Source organism: Aromatoleum toluvorans (assembly GCF_012910905.1).
In the GTDB taxonomy this organism is placed as follows: Bacteria; Pseudomonadota; Gammaproteobacteria; order Burkholderiales; family Rhodocyclaceae; genus Aromatoleum; species Aromatoleum toluvorans.
The window spans coordinates 60,371-78,474 of sequence record NZ_WTVN01000015.1; the positions used below are offsets into that span (position 1 = coordinate 60,371).

The 18,104-nt window shown below is 64.7% G+C and carries 16 protein-coding genes and 1 tRNA gene; 3 read left to right on the forward strand and 14 right to left on the reverse strand.

Translation table 11 applies throughout. The features are described from left to right. Positions 1–27: 27 nt before the first annotated feature. Positions 28–2,673 carry a type VI secretion system ATPase TssH gene (gene tssH, locus GPA22_RS11400; protein WP_169256190.1) on the forward strand — a complete coding sequence of 882 codons (2,646 nt, stop codon included), beginning with the start codon at positions 28–30 and terminating at the stop codon, positions 2,671–2,673. Positions 2,674–2,788: 115 nt separating this feature from the next. On the opposite strand, the gene GPA22_RS11405 is transcribed toward tssH, so the two are convergent. The 5 genes from GPA22_RS11405 to rpsU form a co-directional block, all read right to left on the reverse strand. Next, positions 2,789–2,865: transfer RNA gene (locus tag GPA22_RS11405), tRNA-Ile, on the reverse strand. 42 nt (positions 2,866–2,907) lie between these two features. Further along, positions 2,908–4,902, reverse strand: a complete 1,995-nt coding sequence (rpoD, locus tag GPA22_RS11410; RefSeq protein ID WP_169256191.1) for an RNA polymerase sigma factor RpoD — start codon at positions 4,900–4,902, stop codon at positions 2,908–2,910. Between the two features lie 49 nt (positions 4,903–4,951). After that, positions 4,952–6,787, reverse strand: a complete 1,836-nt coding sequence (gene dnaG, locus GPA22_RS11415; RefSeq protein ID WP_169256192.1) for a DNA primase — start codon at positions 6,785–6,787, stop codon at positions 4,952–4,954. Between the two features lie 37 nt (positions 6,788–6,824). Continuing rightward, positions 6,825–7,271 (reverse strand): GatB/YqeY domain-containing protein, encoded by a 447-nt coding sequence (locus GPA22_RS11420; protein ID WP_169256193.1) that lies wholly within the window; start codon positions 7,269–7,271, stop codon positions 6,825–6,827. A 96-nt stretch (positions 7,272–7,367) separates the two neighbouring features. Further along, a complete protein-coding gene (gene rpsU, locus GPA22_RS11425) occupies positions 7,368–7,580 on the reverse strand; it encodes a 30S ribosomal protein S21 (protein ID WP_011238288.1) in 213 nt (70 codons plus the stop codon). 146 nt (positions 7,581–7,726) lie between these two features. Between rpsU and tsaD the strand changes: the two genes are divergently transcribed. Continuing rightward, positions 7,727–8,755 (forward strand): tRNA (adenosine(37)-N6)-threonylcarbamoyltransferase complex transferase subunit TsaD, encoded by a 1,029-nt coding sequence (gene tsaD / locus GPA22_RS11430; protein WP_169256194.1) that lies wholly within the window; start codon positions 7,727–7,729, stop codon positions 8,753–8,755. Positions 8,756–8,769: 14 nt separating this feature from the next. Here the strand turns inward: tsaD and plsY are convergent, their stop codons facing one another. After that, positions 8,770–9,363: a glycerol-3-phosphate 1-O-acyltransferase PlsY gene (plsY, locus tag GPA22_RS11435; RefSeq protein WP_169256195.1), complete on the reverse strand. Its 594-nt coding sequence runs from the start codon at positions 9,361–9,363 to the stop codon at positions 8,770–8,772. 41 nt (positions 9,364–9,404) lie between these two features. Here plsY and GPA22_RS11440 point away from each other — a divergent pair, with 41 nt between their 5' ends. Further along, positions 9,405–9,782, forward strand: a complete 378-nt coding sequence (locus GPA22_RS11440) for a dihydroneopterin aldolase (RefSeq protein ID WP_169256196.1) — start codon at positions 9,405–9,407, stop codon at positions 9,780–9,782. A 50-nt stretch (positions 9,783–9,832) separates the two neighbouring features. Here the strand turns inward: GPA22_RS11440 and GPA22_RS11445 are convergent, their stop codons facing one another. The 8 genes from GPA22_RS11445 to leuS form a co-directional block, all read right to left on the reverse strand. Continuing rightward, entirely contained in the window at positions 9,833–10,198 is a 366-nt protein-coding gene (locus GPA22_RS11445) for an H-NS histone family protein (RefSeq protein WP_169256197.1), read from the reverse strand. Positions 10,199–10,360: 162 nt separating this feature from the next. Further along, positions 10,361–10,849, reverse strand: coding sequence for a Cys-tRNA(Pro) deacylase (gene ybaK, locus GPA22_RS11450; protein ID WP_169256198.1), 489 nt, complete (start codon positions 10,847–10,849; stop codon positions 10,361–10,363). A gap of 52 nt (positions 10,850–10,901) precedes the next feature. Next, positions 10,902–11,816: a site-specific tyrosine recombinase XerD gene (gene xerD / locus GPA22_RS11455; RefSeq protein ID WP_343036019.1), complete on the reverse strand. Its 915-nt coding sequence runs from the start codon at positions 11,814–11,816 to the stop codon at positions 10,902–10,904. Then, positions 11,813–12,307: a methylated-DNA--[protein]-cysteine S-methyltransferase gene (locus GPA22_RS11460; RefSeq protein ID WP_169256199.1), complete on the reverse strand. Its 495-nt coding sequence runs from the start codon at positions 12,305–12,307 to the stop codon at positions 11,813–11,815. Before GPA22_RS11460 ends, xerD begins: the two co-directional genes overlap by 4 nt. Before the next feature lie 123 nt (positions 12,308–12,430). Next, a complete protein-coding gene (locus tag GPA22_RS11465; RefSeq protein WP_169256200.1) occupies positions 12,431–13,708 on the reverse strand; it encodes a glutamate-5-semialdehyde dehydrogenase in 1,278 nt (425 codons plus the stop codon). A gap of 71 nt (positions 13,709–13,779) precedes the next feature. Beyond that, positions 13,780–14,787, reverse strand: coding sequence for a DNA polymerase III subunit delta (gene holA / locus GPA22_RS11470; protein WP_169256201.1), 1,008 nt, complete (start codon positions 14,785–14,787; stop codon positions 13,780–13,782). Then, positions 14,784–15,293, reverse strand: a complete 510-nt coding sequence (locus GPA22_RS11475; RefSeq protein ID WP_169256202.1) for an LPS-assembly lipoprotein LptE — start codon at positions 15,291–15,293, stop codon at positions 14,784–14,786. The genes holA and GPA22_RS11475 overlap by 4 nt, the downstream gene beginning before the upstream one ends. Positions 15,294–15,305: 12 nt before the next feature. Continuing rightward, the gene (leuS, locus tag GPA22_RS11480) at positions 15,306–17,927 is read right to left on the reverse strand and encodes a leucine--tRNA ligase (RefSeq protein WP_169256203.1); all 2,622 of its coding nucleotides are present in this window, start codon (positions 17,925–17,927) and stop codon (positions 15,306–15,308) included. Positions 17,928–18,104: the final 177 nt, after the last annotated feature.

Here is an 18,104-nt window from a genome sequence, read left to right on the forward strand (position 1 = left end):
AACCGACCCTTTCTCCATCGTGATGCCATGAGTACTTCCCTGAAGACATTGATCAGCAAGCTCGACGCGAGTTGTCGGGGTGCCGTTGAACGTGCGGCCAGCCTTTGCATGGCGCACGGCCATTACGAGGTTGATCCCGAGCATGTGTTCCTTGCCCTGTGCGAGCAGATTGCGAGCGACCTTGCGGTGATCGTGAAGCGTTGCGGCATCAGCGTATCGGCTCTGCGCGATGAGCTCGAATCGGAGATGGGGCGGCTTCGCTCGGGCAACACGCGGACTCCGGTATTCTCCGCGCAGTTGCAGCGACTCCTGGAGCATGCCTGGCTGATCGCATCGCTCGACGCGCGCATGCCCCGCATCCGCTCGGGGCACCTGCTCCTGGCCATGTTGACGGAGCCGGCGCTGTCGCAACTCGCGCTGCGTGCGTCGCCGCTGTTCGGGCGTGTCCGTGTCGACGAGCTCAAGCACAAGTTCGACGAGCTGACTGACGGGTCGATGGAGGCGCGCGAAGTGCTCGACGCCGACGCTGGGCAGGGCGCTGCGCCGGAAAGCGCGAGTGAGCCGGACCTTGTCGATGGGCGCCGCTCGCAGCCCGCGCTCGACCGGTTTACGACCAACCTGACTCAACGTGCACAAGAAGGCGGGCTCGATCCGGTGATCGGGCGCGATGCCGAGATTCGGCAGGTCATCGACATCCTGATGCGGCGGCGGCAGAACAATCCGATCCTGACCGGCGAGGCCGGCGTCGGCAAGACGGCCGTCGTCGAGGGGCTGGCGCTGCGCATTGCCGGTGGAGACGTTCCGCCTGCGCTGCAGGGCGTCGGCTTGCATGTACTCGACATGGGCTTGCTGCAGGCAGGGGCGAGTGTCAAGGGCGAGTTTGAAAACCGGTTGCGGGGCGTGATCGACGAAGTTCGTGCCAGTCCGACGCCCATCATCCTCTTCATCGACGAGGCGCACACGATCATCGGGGCCGGTGGACAGGCAGGGCAGAACGACGCGGCCAATCTGCTGAAGCCCGCGCTCGCGCGCGGCGAGTTGCGAACGGTTGCGGCCACGACCTGGGCGGAATACAAGAAATACTTCGAGAAGGATGCGGCCCTCGCGAGACGTTTCCAGGTCGTCAAGGTCGAGGAGCCATCCGAGCCGGTCGCGGCGGCGATGCTGCGCAGCATCGTGCCGTTGATGGAGCGGCACTTCGGCGTGCGCGTGCTGGACGAAGCGGTGACCGAAGCCGTGCGGCTGTCGCACCGCTACGTCAGTGGTCGGCAACTTCCCGACAAGGCGATCAGTGTCCTCGACACCGCTTGCGCCAGAGTGGCGCTGGCGCACAGCGCAACGCCCGCCCGGATCGAGGATGGCGAAAAACAGGTTCTTCATTTGCGCGCCGAAGCCGTAGCGCTGGAGCGCGAGGTGAGCGACGGGGCTGCACATGCGAAGCGTCTGACCGAACTCGACGAACAGATTGGGGCGGTCGAAACCGAGTTGCACGGCCTGCGTCAGCGTCATGAGCGCGAGAAATCATTGGTCGCGCAGATCGGCTCGGTTCGCACGCGTTGCCGCGACGGCGGCGGTGAACACGCCGGGGCACGGGAGTCGCAGTCCCTGATTGCCGAATTGCGCGCACTCCAGGGAGAGGACCCGATGGTGCCTGTTCAGGTCGACGGCAGCGTCGTCGCGGGTATCGTCTCCGCATGGACCGGAATTCCACTGGGCAGGATGGTCAAGGACGAGATCGCGACGGTGCTTCAGCTCAAGCCCTTGCTCGAGGAACGCGTGATCGGCCAGTCCCATGCGCTCGAGGCCATTGCCCAGCGCGTGCGTACCGCCCGCGCGAATCTCGAGGATCCGGACAAGCCCAAAGGCGTGTTCCTGTTCGTGGGGCCGTCGGGCGTGGGAAAGACCGAGACCGCCATCGCCCTCGCGGACATCCTGTACGGCGGCGAGCGGAAGATGGTCACGTTGAACATGAGCGAATATCAGGAGGCGCATTCGGTCTCCGGCCTGAAGGGTTCGCCGCCGGGCTACGTCGGGTATGGGGAAGGCGGGGTGCTGACCGAGGCCGTGCGACGGAACCCCTATTGCGTGGTACTTCTGGATGAGGTCGAGAAGGCGCATCCCGACGTGCTCGAGCTGTTCTTTCAGGTTTTCGACAAGGGGGTGCTCGATGACGCGGAGGGCAGGGAGGTCGATTTCCGCAATACGCTCATCATCCTCACGAGCAATGTCGGCTCGAGTCAGATCATGCACGCGTGCTTGAACAAGGCCGCAAAAGACATGCCGTCGCTAAAAGAGCTTGGTGATTCCCTGCGGCCGGTGCTGTATCAGAATTTCAAGCCGGCCTTTCTCGGGCGCATGCAAGTCATTCCCTATTACCCGATTTCCGACGACGTGCTGGCCGGAATCATCCGACTCAAGCTCAGACGTATCGGCGAGCGGATAGCCATTAACCACCGGGCGCATTTCGAGTGGGATGAAAAGCTGGTCGAATCGACATTACAGCGCTGTACCGAGGCCGACTCGGGGGCGCGCAATGTCGACCACATCCTCAATGGGAGTCTCCTGCCGGACATTGCGGAGACCACCTTGGCCCGCATGGCCGACGGCATCGCCATCAATGCCATCAAGGTGACGACCGACAAGCGCGGGGCTTTCCGCTACACGATCCAATAGGCGGTGCGCGGCTTGGGCGCAGTCCAGGAGCAGTCAACTTGCCAGCACGAGGCGGCGCTTTGCGCCATTTCAAAAACAACAGGCCACCCGCGGCGGGTGGCCTGTTGCACGCAAGTGGTGGGCCCAACAGGACTTGAACCTGTGACCAAGCGATTATGAGTCGCCTGCTCTAACCAACTGAGCTATGGGCCCGGAAAGCGGGCACCCGTGCAAAGACGGGCGCTGAGTCGGTCGTCAGGCGTCGCTGTCGAGGAAGCTGCGCAGGCGCTCCGAGCGGCTCGGGTGACGCAGTTTGCGCAGTGCCTTCGCTTCGATCTGGCGGATACGCTCGCGGGTGACGTCGAACTGCTTGCCGACTTCCTCGAGGGTGTGGTCGGTGTTCATTTCGATGCCGAAACGCATGCGCAGTACCTTGGCCTCGCGGGCGGTCAGCGAGTCGAGCACTTCGCCGGTGGCGTCGCGCAGACTGGAATACATCGCTGCATCGGCCGGCGCCAGCGTGGCCTGGTCTTCGATGAAGTCGCCCAGATGCGAATCGTCGTCGTCTCCGATTGGCGTTTCCATGGAGATCGGTTCCTTGGAGATCTTCATGATCTTGCGGATCTTCTCCTCGGGCATCTCCATCTTTTCGGCGAGCGTTGCGGGATCCGGTTCCTGGCCGGTTTCCTGCAGGATCTGCCGGCTGATGCGGTTCATCTTGTTGATCGTTTCGATCATGTGAACCGGGATGCGGATCGTGCGCGCCTGGTCGGCGATCGAGCGGGTGATGGCCTGGCGGATCCACCACGTCGCGTAGGTCGAGAATTTGTAGCCGCGGCGGTATTCGAACTTGTCCACTGCCTTCATCAGGCCGATGTTGCCTTCCTGGATCAGGTCGAGGAACTGCAGGCCGCGGTTGGTGTACTTCTTGGCGATCGAGATCACGAGGCGCAGGTTGGCTTCGGTCATCTCGCGCTTGGCGCGGCGCATCTTGGCTTCACCGGTCGACATCTGGCGGTTGATGTCCTTCAGTTCCTTGAGCGGAATGCCGATGCGGGTTTGCAGGTCGATGAGCTTCTGCTGCTCTTCGAGCACGGCGGGATGCACGCGCATCAGGCCTTCGGCGTAGCTCTTGCCAAGGGCGATTTCGTCCTTGAGCCAGTCGAGGTCCACTTCCTTGCCAGGGAACACCTTGATGAAGTGCTGGCGCGGCATGCCGGCGCGGTCGACGCACAACTGCAGGATCTGGCGCTCATGGCTGCGCACCTGTTCGACCATGTGGCGGACGGAGTCGCACAGGCGCTCGATGGCCTTCGCAGTGAAGCGGATGTTGAGCAGTTCGTCCGAAATCTGCTGTTGCAGCGCGAGATACCCGGAATCCTGCGAGCCGCGCTCGACGAGGGCGGACATCTTTTGCTCGTTGAGGTTGCGGATCACGGCGAAGCGCGCGAGGGCTTCGGTCTTGAGTTGCAGGAGCGTCGCGGCGTTGGCGGCGGCTTCCTTCTCTTCGGCGCTTTCGTCGTCCTCGTCGCCGACGTCAGCAGCACCTTCCTCTTCTTCCGCTTCCTCGTCGCCCTCGTCGGCTTCGGAAAGCGCGGCAGCCTCTTCCTCGGTGGCGGCATTCGGGTCGATCAGGCCGTCGATCAGCTCGTCGATGCGCATCTCGTCGCGTGCGACCTTGTCGGTGCTCTCGAGCATCTCGACGATGGTCGTCGGGCAGGCAGAGATCGCCTGGACCATGTGGCGCAGGCCATCTTCGATGCGCTTGGCGATCTCGATTTCGCCTTCGCGGGTGAGCAACTCGACCGTGCCCATTTCGCGCATGTACATCCGCACCGGGTCGGTGGTGCGCCCGAATTCCGAGTCGACCGACGACAGCGCCTGTTCGGCTTCTTCTTCCGCGACATCCTCGTCCACCGTGCTGGGCACGGCATCCGACATCAGGAGGTCTTCGGCGGCCGGGGCTTCGTCGAACACCCGGATGCCCATGTTGTTGAAGGTGGCGATGATGCCTTCGATCTGCTCGGCGTCGGCGACGTCATCGGGCAGGTGGTCGCTGATTTCGGCGTACGTGAGGTAGCCGCGCTCCTTGCCGAGCGTGATCAGTGTCTTGAGGCGGGTCCTGCGGATTTCTGCATCGAGGGGCGCGAGTTCCGGCCCTTCGGCGATCAGTGCGGCCTTGTCCTTGGCCTTGGAGGCTCGTCCTTTTGGGCTATCCTTGCGCGAATCCTTGATTTTTTCGCGGGCCATGGCACTCCTTGAGTCGGGCGAAAGGTAAGTTGGGTAACCTGCAATTATACTAAACGTCCTGGACTTTGCGGGCGTTGACAAGGCTCATTTTCTCGATAAGCAGTTCTGCGAGGCGATGCCTGTCCATCGGTGAAAGTCCGGACTCGCGCTCCTGCGCCGTCAAAGCGGCGATTTCGCGAGCGATTGCGTTGGTGTGAAGCTTGTTCATCGCGTCTGCGAAGAGCACTTCGACAACATCTTCGTCAAATTCCGCATCGACCAGTTCCGCGGCGACGCGAGCCAGCGTATCTGCGTGCGGGGTGTCCCGAAATTGTTCGACCAGTGCACCGAGCCCGGCGTTCGTTGTCAGGTCGCCGGTGCTCGACATGTCGACGATCGCGATCAGTGCGCGCCCCTCTGCGGAGTCCGACGGGACGAGGTCGACGGGGAGTCGCGCCGCCCATGCCGGATGTTGCAGCACCAGCCGTAGCAGCGTGTTCGGGGCGTTTGCCTCCGATGGCGGGCGTCGCCGCACGCGCCCTGGTGACGATGCCGGATAGCCGGATGAGCCGTAGTCGCGTCGGCCACCGTAGGCGGCATCGCGCGGCGGGCGCGAATTGGCTGACGGCTTGAGGCCGAAGGCCGTCTCCACTTCGCCCTGGCTGAATCCCGAGGCGTCGGCGATGGCCTTGATGATCTGCAGGCGCAGCATCGGTGCGGCGATGCGGGTGACGAGCGGCTTGGCGTCATGCACGAGCTTGGCGCGCCCCTCGGCCGTGTCGAGCGGACATTCGGTGCGCAGCTCGTTGAGCAGGAAGCTCGTCAGCGGCGTGGCGACTGCTGCTGCCTGATTGAACGCTTCGGCGCCGTTTGCGCGGACGAAGGAGTCCGGATCGTGCTGCTCGGGCAGGAACAGAAAGGCGAGGGTGACGTCGTCACGCAGCGCCTCGAGTGCGGATTCGAGCGCGCGTCGGGCGGCCTTTCGTCCGGCGTTGTCGCCATCGAAGCAGAACACGATGCGCTGGGCGTGGCGCAGCAGGGTGTTGATGTGATGTGGTGTGGTCGCGGTCCCGAGGGTCGCGACGGCGTTGGTTACGCCGAATTGCGCGAGCGCCACGACATCCATGTAGCCTTCGACGACGATCGAGTAACCGGCGTCCCGGATGGTTTTCTGTGCCTGCGGGAGGCCATACAGCTCGCGGCCTTTCTCGAACAGCGGGGTCTCGGGGGAGTTCAGGTACTTCGGCTCGCCCGAATCGAGGACGCGCCCGCCGAAAGCGATGATTCGGCCGCGGCGGTCCTGGATCGGGAACATGATGCGGTTGCGGAAACGGTCGTAGCGCCGTCCGGCATCGTTCTCGATGACCAGTCCCGCGTCGAGCAGGGCTTTTGCGTTGTAGTCCGGGAAGGCGTGACGCAGGGCCTGCCAGTCGTCGGGCGCGAAGCCGATGCCGAAGCGCGCGGCAATCTCGCCGGAGACGCCGCGCCGCTTGAGGTACTCGATCGCGGCCGGGGACGATTTGAGCTGCTCGCGATAGAGGCGGGCGGCCGCCGTCATCGCGTCGATGAGGCCGTCGTGCGCGGATATCGCTTCGGCGCGGAAGCCGGGGCGGGTCTCCTGTGGAACCTGCAGTCCGGCGTACGACGCCAGTTCCTTGACGGCCTCGACGAAGGACAGGCCGCTGTACTCCATGAGGAAGCCGACGGCGCTGCCATGGACGCCGCAACCGAAGCAGTGATAGAACTGCTTGCTCGGGCTTACCGAGAACGAGGCGGATTTTTCTCCGTGGAAGGGGCAGCAGGCGAAGTAGTTCGCGCCACTCTTCTTGAGCGTGAGGTGGCGTTCGATGACGTCGACGATGTCGACGCGCGCGAGCAGATCCTGGATGAACGACTGCGGGATCATTGCTGCGGCCGCCCGCGGTGAGACGGGCGGCAGGCGCTCAGGTCGAGAGCTTTGCGCGGACGCGTCGCGATGCTTCCGCCATGTCGGCGCGCCCGGCGAGGCGTGCCTTGAGTTGCGGCATCACGCGCCCGAGATCGGCAATGCCCGTGGCGCCGGTTTCCGCGATCGCTGCGGCGATTTCGGCGTCGAGTTCGCTGTCCGACAGTTGCGCAGGCAGATAGGCCGAGAGCACTTCGATCTCGAAGCGTTCATTGGCGGCGAGGTCGGGGCGGTTTGCGGCGTCGTACTGGCTTGCGGAGTCACGGCGCTGTTTGACGAGCTTTTCGACCGTGCTCATGATGCCGGCGTCGTCGAGTTCGACCCGATCGTCGATCTCGCGCTGTTTGATGGCCGCGATGAGCAGGCGCACGGCCGAGAGGCGGGCGCTTTCCTTGGCGCGCAGGGCGGCCTTCATGTCGTCCTGGATGCGTTGCTTGAGGGACATGAGCGAAGCTCCGAGTGGAGATGAAAACGCCACGCCGGGCGCAAGTCGAATGACTCGCGCCCGGCGTGGGCGGCCGGCCGATTGATCCGGCTGGGATCAGTACAGCTTCGGCGGCAGGGTCTGGCTGCGCAGGCGCTTGTGGTTGCGCTTGACGGCGGCGGCCGACTTGCGCTTACGCTCCGCGGTGGGCTTTTCGTAGAATTCGCGGGCGCGAAGCTCGGTCAGCAAACCGGTTTTTTCGATGGTGCGCTTGAAGCGGCGGATGGCGACTTCAAACGGCTCGTTCTCCTTGACGCGGATACCCGGCATTGCGACTTCCTTGTGTATTCTGGTAGGCGGAAAAATGCGAAGTATAACGAGTTGAACTCGACAAGCCAAGTGGAAACTTAACTTCCCGCGTGACGGCGCCGTTACAATGGCGTCCTGCACATTGGCGAGGCTGTCGGCTGGGGATCATGAGAGTTCTGGGAATCGAGACGTCGTGCGACGAGACGGGTGTGGCCGTGTTCGATGTCGAGGCGGGTTTGCTCGGGCATTGCGTGCATTCCCAGATCGATCTGCATGCCGCCTATGGAGGTGTCGTTCCCGAGCTCGCGTCGCGCGATCACATCCGGCGACTCCCGGCCCTCGTGCGGCAGGCGCTCGCGGAGGCGGGGTGCGGCCTTTCCGATATCGATGCGATTGCCTATACGGCCGGGCCGGGCCTGGCCGGGGCGCTGCTGGTCGGTGCGAGTTATGCCGAGGCGCTGGGAATGTCGCTCGGAGTGCCAGTGCTGCCGGTGCATCACCTCGAAGGTCATCTTCTGTCGCCGCTGCTGTCGGCCGATCCTCCGGAATTCCCGTTCGTTGCACTGCTGGTGTCGGGGGGGCACACCCAGTTGATGCAGGTGACCGGGGTCGGGGAGTACGTGCTGCTGGGCGAGTCGCTCGACGACGCCGCGGGCGAGGCGTTCGACAAGACCGCCAAGCTGATCGGTCTTGGCTATCCCGGCGGACCGCAGTTGGCGCAACTGGCCGAGCGGGGGCGTCCGGGGCGCTTCCGTTTGCCCCGGCCGATGCTCAAATCGGGCGATCTCGACTTCAGCTTCAGCGGTCTGAAGACTGCGGTATTGAATGTGGTGAGTGCGTCGGACTGGAATTCCGGGGATGCCGGCGATCTGGCGGCCGACTTTCAGGAGGCGGTCGTCGAGGTGCTGTGCGCGAAGGCGCTGAAGGCGCTGGAGCTGACCGGCCTGTCGCGGCTTGTCGTGGCCGGAGGGGTGGGGGCGAACCGCCATCTGCGTCACCGCCTCGATTCGGCGACGCGGCGCAAGGGATGGCGGGTGTATTACCCGGAGCCCGAGCTATGCACCGACAACGGTGCAATGATCGCCTTTGCCGGTGCGCAGCGCCTGGTTGCCGGTGAGGCGGCGGGACAGGGGGGGGCGGTGAGGATTCATCCGCGCTGGCCTCTGGCGACGCTGCGGGCGCCCGGCGCAGCGTGAGCCAAGGGGGGGGCTCAGGCCTTGCGTCCGCCGATACGGCCTTCCGTTCCGTTGAGCAATTTCCGGATGTTCGCGCTGTGGCGCCAGATCAGTAGCGCTGCGATCAGGGTGAGAATGCCGACGACTGCAGGCGGACCCGACAGGAAGTAACCGACGATGGGCGTTGCGAAGGCCGCGCCGAGCGCGGCGGCCGAGGAGTAGCGGGTGGTGAAGGCGATCGCGAGCCATACTGCAAGAGCGGTCAGCGCGACCCAGGCATTGATGCCGAGCAGCACGCCGAGTGCCGTGGCGACGCCCTTGCCGCCGTTGAAGCGCAGAAAGACACTGAACACATGACCGAGGAATGCGGCCAGTCCGGCGAGTGCGACGTCGGTCGCGTCGAAGCCGAGTCGGGTGGCGCCCCATGCGGCAAGCCACCCCTTGGCGCAGTCGCCGACGAGGGTCAGCAGCGCGGCGGACTTGTTTCCGCTGCGCAGGACGTTCGTTGCGCCGGGGTTGCCGGAACCGTATTTGCGTGGATCGGCAAGACCGAAGAGGCGGCTGGAGACGATCGCGAAGGGAATGGAGCCGAGCAGATAGGCGGCGATCAGCAGGAACAGCAGGGTCATTTTTTCACCTAGAATTGCCGCGATTCTAATCGGGAAGCGACATGGACTTCATTTTCATCGAGGATCTGAGGGTAGAGGCCTGGGTCGGTATCTATTCGCGCGAGAAGGCTGCGCCGCAGATCGTCGAACTCAATCTCACATTCGGCGTCCCTGACTCTGCTGCCGAGCAGGACGACATTGCCGACACCATCGATTATGCGGAGGTGATCGAGCGCATCCGCAAGGAGCTCGCCGAGCGCCACTTCAATTTGATCGAGACCCTGGGCGAATTCGTCGTCACATTGCTACTGGATGAATTCGGTGCGCCTTGGGTAAAGATCCGTGTCGCCAAGCTGGGTGTGATGAAGGGCGTGCGCCGCGTAGGGGTATATATTCAGCGTGGTCGGGAAGGAGTCTCCCTCCCCCCGACCGCCGACTGAATGGGGCGTCCGGTGCGGGGCGCGAGAAGCGCCCCTTTGAGCGTGGCTTATTAAGCTCCGACTGCTTCGAGTTCGGCAAGCGGCTTGTTTTGCGCGAGCCAGTCGATCACCCATTGAGGTTTGCGACCACGGCCGCTCCAGCCGACCGTCGGATTTGCCGGGTTGCGATACTTGATCGGGACAACCCCGGGTTTCTTGCCGGCGGCTTTTGCTTTCCGCTTGTTGGGCGTGCTCTTTTCTTCGGTCGCCGCCGCATTGGGCAGCAAGTCGCTCAGTGACAGGCCTTCTTCGGCTGCCATCTTCTGCATCTTCTTGAGGAGGTCGCGGCGGGCGGAATCGCTGCGTCGACGGATCTCCGTTTCGACCTTGGATTGCAGGCGGCGCAATTCGGTCAGCGACATCTTGGCCAGTTCCATGTTTTCTCCGGTTTCAATTGTTCTTGATCTGATGAGGGCAATCTCCCGAGTCCGTGTGCGATCGGATCTTTAGGTGATTGGCCGAAGTCATTCTGCCAGCAATTCCGGAGAATTAGAATCCCGAAGCAAATGAAATTTCAAATCGGGAGGGCGTGCACGTGATCAACTGGCGGTGTTGACGAGTTCGGGCTGCAATACTCGCATTATCTCGTGAGGCCTGACGCCGACCAGGAAGCCGCGTCGCCCGCCATTGATATAGACAAGCGGAAGGTCGAGGATGGTGCGCTCCATGTAAATGGGCATGCGCTTGCGCAGCCCGAATGGCGAAGTGCCGCCGACAAGATAGCCTGAATGCCGGTTGGCCGTTTCCGGGGCGCAGGGTTCAATGCGCTTGCGGCCTGTCTGGCGGGCGAGTTCCTTCGTGGATACCTTGCGGTCGCCGTGCATGAGCACGATCAGCGGAGCGGCGGTTTCGTCTTCCATGACCAATGTCTTGACCACGGAATGCTCGGGGACATTGAGTTCGCGTGACGAAACCTTGGTCCCGCCATGCGCTTCATAGTCGTAGAGATGCGTGGAGAAGGGAATGCCGTGTTGCCGGAGGAAACGCGTGGCCGGCGTTTCGGGGGCGTGCGCATCCTGTTTGGTCATGATGGTGCTCCGGATTGTTTGTGTACTTGGAAACCGATTTTTTCGGAATGATTCACCCGCGCGGATGATGTCGTGCATGCAGGGCCTTGAGGCGTTCGCGTGCGACATGCGTGTAGACCTGGGTGGTCGATATGTCCGCGTGACCCAGGAGCATCTGGACAACCCGCAAATCCGCTCCGTGATTGAGCAGGTGGGTGGCAAATGCGTGCCGCAGGGTGTGAGGGGAGATGCCGGCGACCGGAATTCCCGAAACCAGTGCGTATTGCTTGATGATGCGCCAGAACATCTGGCGCGTCATGCCGGAACCGCGCCGGCTGACGAAAACTTCGTCGCAGGTCTTTCCTGCGAGGAGGGCAGGACGAGCCGTTCGCAGGTATTGTGCGAGCCAGTCGATCGCTTCCTCGCCGAGGGGAACCAGTCGTTCCTTGCTGCCTTTTCCCATTACGCGCACGAGGCCGTCGGAAAGGCTGGTCGAAAATACTTTCAATCCGACAAGTTCCGATACGCGAAGGCCCGTGGCATAAAGGACCTCGAGCATGCTGCGGTCGCGCAAGCCAATTGCAGTATCCACGTCGGGGGCGGCGAGCAGGGAATCGACCTGGGCTTCGGAGAGTGTTTTGGGAAAACGTTCGCTACGCATTGGCGGATCGAGCAGTGTCGTTGGATCCGCCGCGATGCGCCCCTGCGCGAGGAGATGCCGGTAGTACCGACGCCAAGCCGCGAGCAGTCGTCGCTGGCTTGCGGGTTTCGAGTGGTGGCTGAATTCTGCGAGATAGGCGGCCAGGTCGGCTTCGCGCGCGTGCTGGAGTTGCCCGCCGCGTTGCTGCAGCCAGAACGCGAATTGTGCGAGGTCGCTGCGGTAGCCTGCCAGCGTGTTGCGCGCGAGGCCGTGCTCGAGCCACATCGCATCGTTGAAGCCATCGAGTTCGGCGCGGAGAGCGGAGTCGAGACGGTCTTCGATGCTCACCGCGCGGCCTCGAACGCCAGCAGCCAGCGTTTGGCGTCGAGGAGATAGCCGCCGGTGGAATTCGCGAACCCGCCCAGACCCGACGCTGCGACGACGCGGTGGCACGGGATGACGATGGGGAAGGGATTGGCGCCGCAGGCCTGCCCGACGGCGCGCGCGGCGCTGTTCAATGTGCCGGCGATATCGCCGTAGGTGCGCAGCCTGCCACGCGGGATAGCCCCAATCGAAGACCAGACGCGTTGCTGGAACGGTGTTCCGCGCCGTGCGAGCGGGAGGTCGAACGGGCGGTCGGGGTCGTCGAGCCAGGCGAGGAGCTGGAGCGTCGCCCGCTCTGCCAGCGGGTTGTCGGGAGCAATGGTGGGCGCGCCCGGGGGCAGGAAGACCAGTTCCCGGATCGCGCTGTCGTCGGCACGCACACCGAATCCGCCAAAGGGCAGTGCGAGGACTGCCGAGTATGCGGGCGCCGAGGGATCGTCTTGGTCAGGTTTCATCGTATGACCCGAGAGGGGCGATGCGCTTGCGGTCCGCCGGAGCGGAAGCGCCCATCCGGGGACGGGCGTTTCCGTTCAGTGCGGGCGGCCGTGCACAGCGCCGCTCGCGCTGTCGTTCCTTGTTCAGCGCCGGGTTTCGCCGTTGCCGAAGACGATCCATTTCTGGCTCGTCAGGCCTTCGAGGCCGACCGGGCCGCGCGCATGGATCTTGTCGGTCGAAATGCCGATCTCCGCGCCCAGCCCGTATTCGAATCCGTCGGCGAATCGCGTGGATGCATTGACCATTACCGAGGACGAGTCGACCTCGCGCAGGAAACGCATTGCGCGCGTGTAGTTCTCGGTGAGGATCGCCTCGGTATGCCCGGAGCTGTATGTGTTGATGTGCGCGATCGCTTCGTCGATGCCCGCCACCACCTTGACCGCGATGACCGGCGCAAGGTATTCCTCGCTCCAGTCCTGTTCCGTTGCCGCGACGAGACGGGCGCCGGCTATGGCAGCGTCGCGCAGGATCGCGAGCGACTCGCTGCAGCAGCGCATTTCGACTTCTTTTGCGGCGAGCATGCGGCCGATTTCCGGCAGGAAACGGGCTGCGACGGCGCGATCGACGAGCAGCGATTCGGTGGTGTTGCAGGTGCCGTAGCGCTGCGTCTTGGCATTCTCGACGATGGGCACGACCTTGGCCGGATCCGCATCGGTCTCGACATAGACATGGCAGTTGCCGTCGAGGTGCTTGATCACCGGCACCCGGGCTTCGCGCGAGATCCGTTCGATCAGCCCCTTGCCGCCGCGCGGAACGATGACATCGACGAACTCGGGCATCGTGATCAGATGACCGACGGCGGCCCGGTCGGTGGTGTCGACGACCTGGACTGCGGTTTCGGGCAGCCCGGCGGTGGCGAGCCCGGCACGCACGCAGGCCGCGATGGCCTGGTTGCAGTGCAGGGCTTCCTTGCCGCCGCGCAGGATCGCGGCGTTGCCGGACTTCAGGCACAGGGCGGCGGCGTCGGCCGTGACGTTGGGGCGCGCTTCGTAGATGATGCCGATGACGCCCAGCGGAACGCGCATCTTGCCGACCTGGATGCCCGAGGGGCGGCGCTTGACGTCGGTGATCTCGCCGACGGGGTCGGGCAGCGCGGCGACCTGTTCCAGACCTTGCGCCATCGCCTCGATGCCTTTTGCGTTGAGGGTCAGGCGGTCGATCATCGCCGGTTCCAGCCCGGCCGCGCGTGCCTCTTCGAGGTCGCGCGCATTGGCGGCGAGGAGTTCCTCCCGCCGCTCGCGGATCGTGGCAGCCATCGCAAGCAGCGCGGCGTTCTTCTCGGCGGTCGAAGCGCTGGCGAGCTGGCGCGATGCGGCACGGGCCTGGCGGCCCAGCGTCTGCATGTATTCCTGAATGTGCATGGAAATCCCGGTGTTGCCGTGCAAAAGAACATTAAAGCACCGATCGGTGCGGTGCGGCCAGTGCCGGGCGGCTAGTGGCGGACGAGCCGGAGCGTGAGCTGCAGGAACTCGTCCCACACGTCGCCGGGAACGAGTCCCTTGATGATCCGGTCGATGCGTGCCGCATGCAGCAGGGCGGCGCGCAGGCTCGCGGCCTTCAGGCGCGGCAGCGCACGCTGGATGGCCTGACGGCGTCGTTCGTCGAAAACGCGCTCGGCCTTGAGCAGGGGCGCGAGTTGCTGGCCCGCGGCCACGCCCGAGGCGAGGTTCGCAAGCGTGCGGATCTCGTTCGCAAGCGCCCACAGCACGAGCGGCGGCGCGGCGCCTTCCCCTTGCAGGCCTTCGAGCAGGCGCGTGCAGCGCACCGGGTCGCCTTCGAGGAGTGCCTGGCGCAGCTTGTCGATGTCGTAGCGCGCAACGTTGAGGACCGCGTCCTGCACCTCTTCGAGCGTGAGGCGTGCTTCGCCGTGCAGGAGGCCGAGCTTGAGGATTTCCTGGTGGGCCGCGAGGAGGTTGCCTTCGACGTGGTCCGCGATGAACGTGAGGGCTTCAGCGGGGGCGGACTGGTGCTGCCGCGCGAGTCGTGCGGCGATCCATTCCGGCAGCCGTTCGCGTTCGGGTGCGTTCAGCTCGACGGCGACTCCGGCATCGCATAGTGCGGTGAACCAGGTGGCCTTGCGCGCCGCCCAGTCGAGTTCCGGAAGGGTGATCAGTGTGACGATGCCATCGCCGGGACGGCGCGCGTGCCGCTGCAGCGCCTCGCCGCCTTCCCGCCCGGGCTTGCCGTTCGGAATGCGCAGGTCGATGAGTTTGGCGCCGCCGAAGAGCGAGAAATTGCCGGCAGCTGCACTGAGGCTGTCCCAGCGGAATCCCTGGCCGACGACCAGCGTCTCGCGTTCCTCGAAGCCCTGACGGCGCGCCGCGGCGCGGATCAGGTCGGCCGCTTCGAGCACCAGCAGCGGTTCGTTGCCGTGCAGGAGGTAGAGCGGGGCGAGCGGCTTGTCGAGAAGGGCGGGGAGCTGGTCGGGGCGCAGGATCACGGCTTGTAGGCGGCGAGCCGGCGCATCAACTGGTCGACGAGGTCGCCTTGCATGTCGCGGTAGAGCAGGGCCTCTTCCTGTTCCTTGGCGAGCGCCTGCGAGTCGTCGTAGGTGTATTCGCGCTTGGCCGAGATCGTGGTCGGGCGGATGCGTTCGGTGCCCGCGCGATCGACCAGCCGGAAGGTGAGGGCGTGACGCAGTTCGTACTCGCGCACCTTGCCCGCGCCGGTGAGGGTGAGAATCTCGCGGTCGGGCTGGTTGCGCAGGATCTCGAGCCGCATGTCGGCCTTCGCCGGGTCGTCGACGATCTCGGTGGTGCCGCTAGTGCGGATGCGGCGACGCAGTGCGGCGCCGAAGTCGCTCTGGGCGGTAACGTTGACGTGGATGGTCGAGAATGCGAGCGGGCGCGGCCCGCGCAGCTGGAAGCCGCAGCCCGCCAGCGCGGTGGTCGCCGCGAGGGCGCCAAGGGCCCGCAGCAGGCTGCGGCGGGAGCGTGAAGGAGTCATCCGCGTGCGTCCTCAGACCACGATGTTGACGAGACGGCCCGGCACCACGACGACCTTGCGTGGCGGCTTGCCTTCCATGAACTTGTGTGCAGCCTCGGAAGCCAGGGCGATGGCTTCGATCTGCGACGAACTCGCGCCCGCGGCGACCTTGATGCTGCCGCGCAGCTTGCCGTTGACCTGCAGCACGAGGTCGAGCTCGTCTTGCTTGAGCGCGGCTTCGGACGGTTCGGGCCATGCCGCGTTCAGCACGTCGCCGGCGAAACCGCAGTCCTGCCACAGCGCATGGGTGATGTGCGGGGTGATCGGTGCGAGCAGGCGCAGCAGGATGGCCAGCCCTTCCTCGGCGACCTCGGCGTGGGCGGCGGCGCTGTCGCGCGGCGCCTTTTCCAGTGCGTTGAGCGTCTTCATCGCCGCCGAGACGACGGTGTTGAACTGGTGTTTGCCGAAGTCGTAGTTGGCCTGCTTCAGGCAGCCGTGGATCTCGCGGCGTACGGCGGCGAGCGCTTCGGGCAGCTGGCCGGTCGCGAGTGCGCGCGTCCCCGGCAGTTGGGCGCGGATTTCGTTCACGAAGCTGTGACCGAAGGCCCAGACGCGGCGCAGGAAGCGGTAGGCGCCTTCGACGCCCGAATCGGACCATTCGAGCTGCTGGTCCGGCGGCGCGGCGAAGATGATGAAGAGGCGTGCCGTGTCGGCGCCGTACTGGTCGACGAGGGCTTGCGGGTCGACGCCGTTGTTCTTCGACTTCGACATCTTCTCGGTGCCGCCGATGACGACCGGCTGGCCGTCGGCGGCGAGCTTCGCCACCGTGATGCGGCCCTTGTCGTCACGTTCGATCTGGACGTCGGAAGGATTGATCCACTGCTTCTTGCCGCCCGCGGCCTCGCGATAGTAAGTCTCGGCGACGACCATGCCCTGCGTCAGCAGGTTGGTGAAGGGTTCGGAGACGTTCACCAGGCCTTCGTCGCGCATCGCACGGGTGAAGAAGCGCGAGTACAGCAGATGCAGGATCGCGTGCTCGATGCCGCCGATGTACTGGTCGACCGGCGCCCAGTAGTTCACGCGTCCGTCGACCATGGCCTTGTCGTTGTCGGGCGAGGCGTAGCGCAGGAAGTACCACGACGATTCGACGAAGGTGTCCATCGTGTCGGTCTCGCGACGGGCCGGCTTGCCGCACTTCGGGCAACTGCACTGGTAGAACTCCGGCATTTTCGCGAGCGGCGAGCCGCGCCCGGTGATTTCGACGTTCTCGGGCAGCACCACGGGCAATTGCTCGTCCGGCACGGGTACGTCGCCGCAGTCGTCGCAGTGGATCATCGGGATCGGGCAGCCCCAGTAGCGCTGGCGCGAGATGCCCCAGTCGCGCAGGCGGTACTGCGTGCGCTTGGCGCCAAGGCCCTTTTCCGTAAGATCGGCGGCGATCGCATCGACGGCGTCCTGGAAGTGCAGGCCGTCGTACTTGCCGGAATTCACGAGACGGCCGTGCTCGCTGTACGCGTCCTGCCACGGTGCGACGGTGTCGGCATAGGCGTCGCGCGTCGAGCCGACGACCATGCGGATCGGCAGGTGGTATTTCGTCGCGAACGCGAAATCGCGCTCGTCGTGCGCCGGAACGGCCATCACCGCGCCTTCGCCGTAGCCCATCAGCACGTAGTTCGCGACCCAGACGTCCATGAATTCGCCGGAGATGGGGTGGACCACGCGCAGGCCGGTCGGCATGCCCTTCTTTTCCATCGTCGCGAGGTCGGCTTCGGCGACGCCGCCGTGGCGGCATTCATCGATGAAGGCGGCGAGTTCGGGGTTGTTCGCCGCCGCCTGCAGCGCCAGCGGGTGCTCGGCGGCGACGGCGACATAGGTCGCGCCCATCAGCGTGTCGGCACGGGTCGTGAATACCTTCAGCACGCCCGACTTGCCAATCGTCGACAAGTCGTAGGGGAAGTGCACTTCGGCGCCTTCGGAGCGGCCGATCCAGTTCTTCTGCATCAGCTTGACCTGCTCGGGCCAGCCGGGCAGGGCGTCGAGCGCGTCGAGAAGCTCATCCGCGTAGGCGGTGATCTTCATGTAGTACATCGGGATTTCGCGCTTCTCGACCACGGCGCCGCTGCGCCAGCCCTTGCCATCGATCACCTGCTCGTTGGCGAGCACGGTCTCGTCGACCGGGTCCCAGTTCACGGTGCCGAGTTTCTTGTAGATCAGGCCCTTCTGGTACAGCCGGGTGAACAGCCACTGTTCCCAGCGGTAGTAGTCCGGCTTGCAGGTGGCGAGCTCGCGTGCCCAGTCGATCGCGAAACCGAGACGCTTCAGCTGCGTCTTCATGTAGTCGATGTTCGCGTAGGTCCACTTCGCGGGCGGCACGTTGTTCTGGATCGCGGCGTTCTCGGCCGGCATGCCGAAGGCGTCCCAGCCCATCGGCTGCAGCACGTTGTAGCCGCGCATGCGGTGGTAGCGCGCGAGTACGTCGCCGATCGTGTAGTTGCGCACATGGCCCATGTGCAGCTTGCCCGACGGGTATGGGAACATGCTCAGACAGTAGTACTTGGGCTTGTTCGCATCCTCGGCGACGCGGAATGCCTGGGTGCTTTCCCAGTGCTGCTGGGCGGCGGATTCGACCGTGGCGGGGGTGTATTTGTCCTGCATTTGCGGGCGGGAGTCGAGACGTGGAAAACACGCGAGTATACCGCGAAGCCGTTGAGCCTCGTGCGGCGTCTCTGTGTGCCACGTCCGGGCCGGCTGCACGCGGACAAAAAAAAGCATCCGGAGGGAGCCGGATGCTTGAAATCTCCTTTGAAGGAGAGGGAGGAAGACGGTGTCGCG

What these genes read in the sequence shown, in the direction of transcription:
- tssH (WP_169256190.1), top strand. Translation starts at nt 28, where the DNA reads ATGAGTACTTCCCTGAAGACATTGATCAGCAAGCTCGACGCGAGTTGT.
- GPA22_RS11420 (WP_169256193.1), bottom strand. Translation starts at nt 7,271, where the DNA reads ATGTCCCTCAAGCAACGCATCCAGGACGACATGAAGGCCGCCCTGCGC.
- rpoD (WP_169256191.1), bottom strand. Translation starts at nt 4,902, where the DNA reads ATGGCCCGCGAAAAAATCAAGGATTCGCGCAAGGATAGCCCAAAAGGA.
- ybaK (WP_169256198.1), bottom strand. Translation starts at nt 10,849, where the DNA reads ATGACCAAACAGGATGCGCACGCCCCCGAAACGCCGGCCACGCGTTTC.
- tsaD (WP_169256194.1), top strand. Translation starts at nt 7,727, where the DNA reads ATGAGAGTTCTGGGAATCGAGACGTCGTGCGACGAGACGGGTGTGGCC.
- GPA22_RS11440 (WP_169256196.1), top strand. Translation starts at nt 9,405, where the DNA reads ATGGACTTCATTTTCATCGAGGATCTGAGGGTAGAGGCCTGGGTCGGT.
- GPA22_RS11445 (WP_169256197.1), bottom strand. Translation starts at nt 10,198, where the DNA reads ATGGAACTGGCCAAGATGTCGCTGACCGAATTGCGCCGCCTGCAATCC.
- leuS (WP_169256203.1), bottom strand. Translation starts at nt 17,927, where the DNA reads ATGCAGGACAAATACACCCCCGCCACGGTCGAATCCGCCGCCCAGCAG.
- dnaG (WP_169256192.1), bottom strand. Translation starts at nt 6,787, where the DNA reads ATGATCCCGCAGTCGTTCATCCAGGATCTGCTCGCGCGCGTCGACATC.
- GPA22_RS11465 (WP_169256200.1), bottom strand. Translation starts at nt 13,708, where the DNA reads ATGCACATTCAGGAATACATGCAGACGCTGGGCCGCCAGGCCCGTGCC.
- GPA22_RS11475 (WP_169256202.1), bottom strand. Translation starts at nt 15,293, where the DNA reads ATGACTCCTTCACGCTCCCGCCGCAGCCTGCTGCGGGCCCTTGGCGCC.
- rpsU (WP_011238288.1), bottom strand. Translation starts at nt 7,580, where the DNA reads ATGCCGGGTATCCGCGTCAAGGAGAACGAGCCGTTTGAAGTCGCCATC.
- GPA22_RS11460 (WP_169256199.1), bottom strand. Translation starts at nt 12,307, where the DNA reads ATGAAACCTGACCAAGACGATCCCTCGGCGCCCGCATACTCGGCAGTC.
- plsY (WP_169256195.1), bottom strand. Translation starts at nt 9,363, where the DNA reads ATGACCCTGCTGTTCCTGCTGATCGCCGCCTATCTGCTCGGCTCCATT.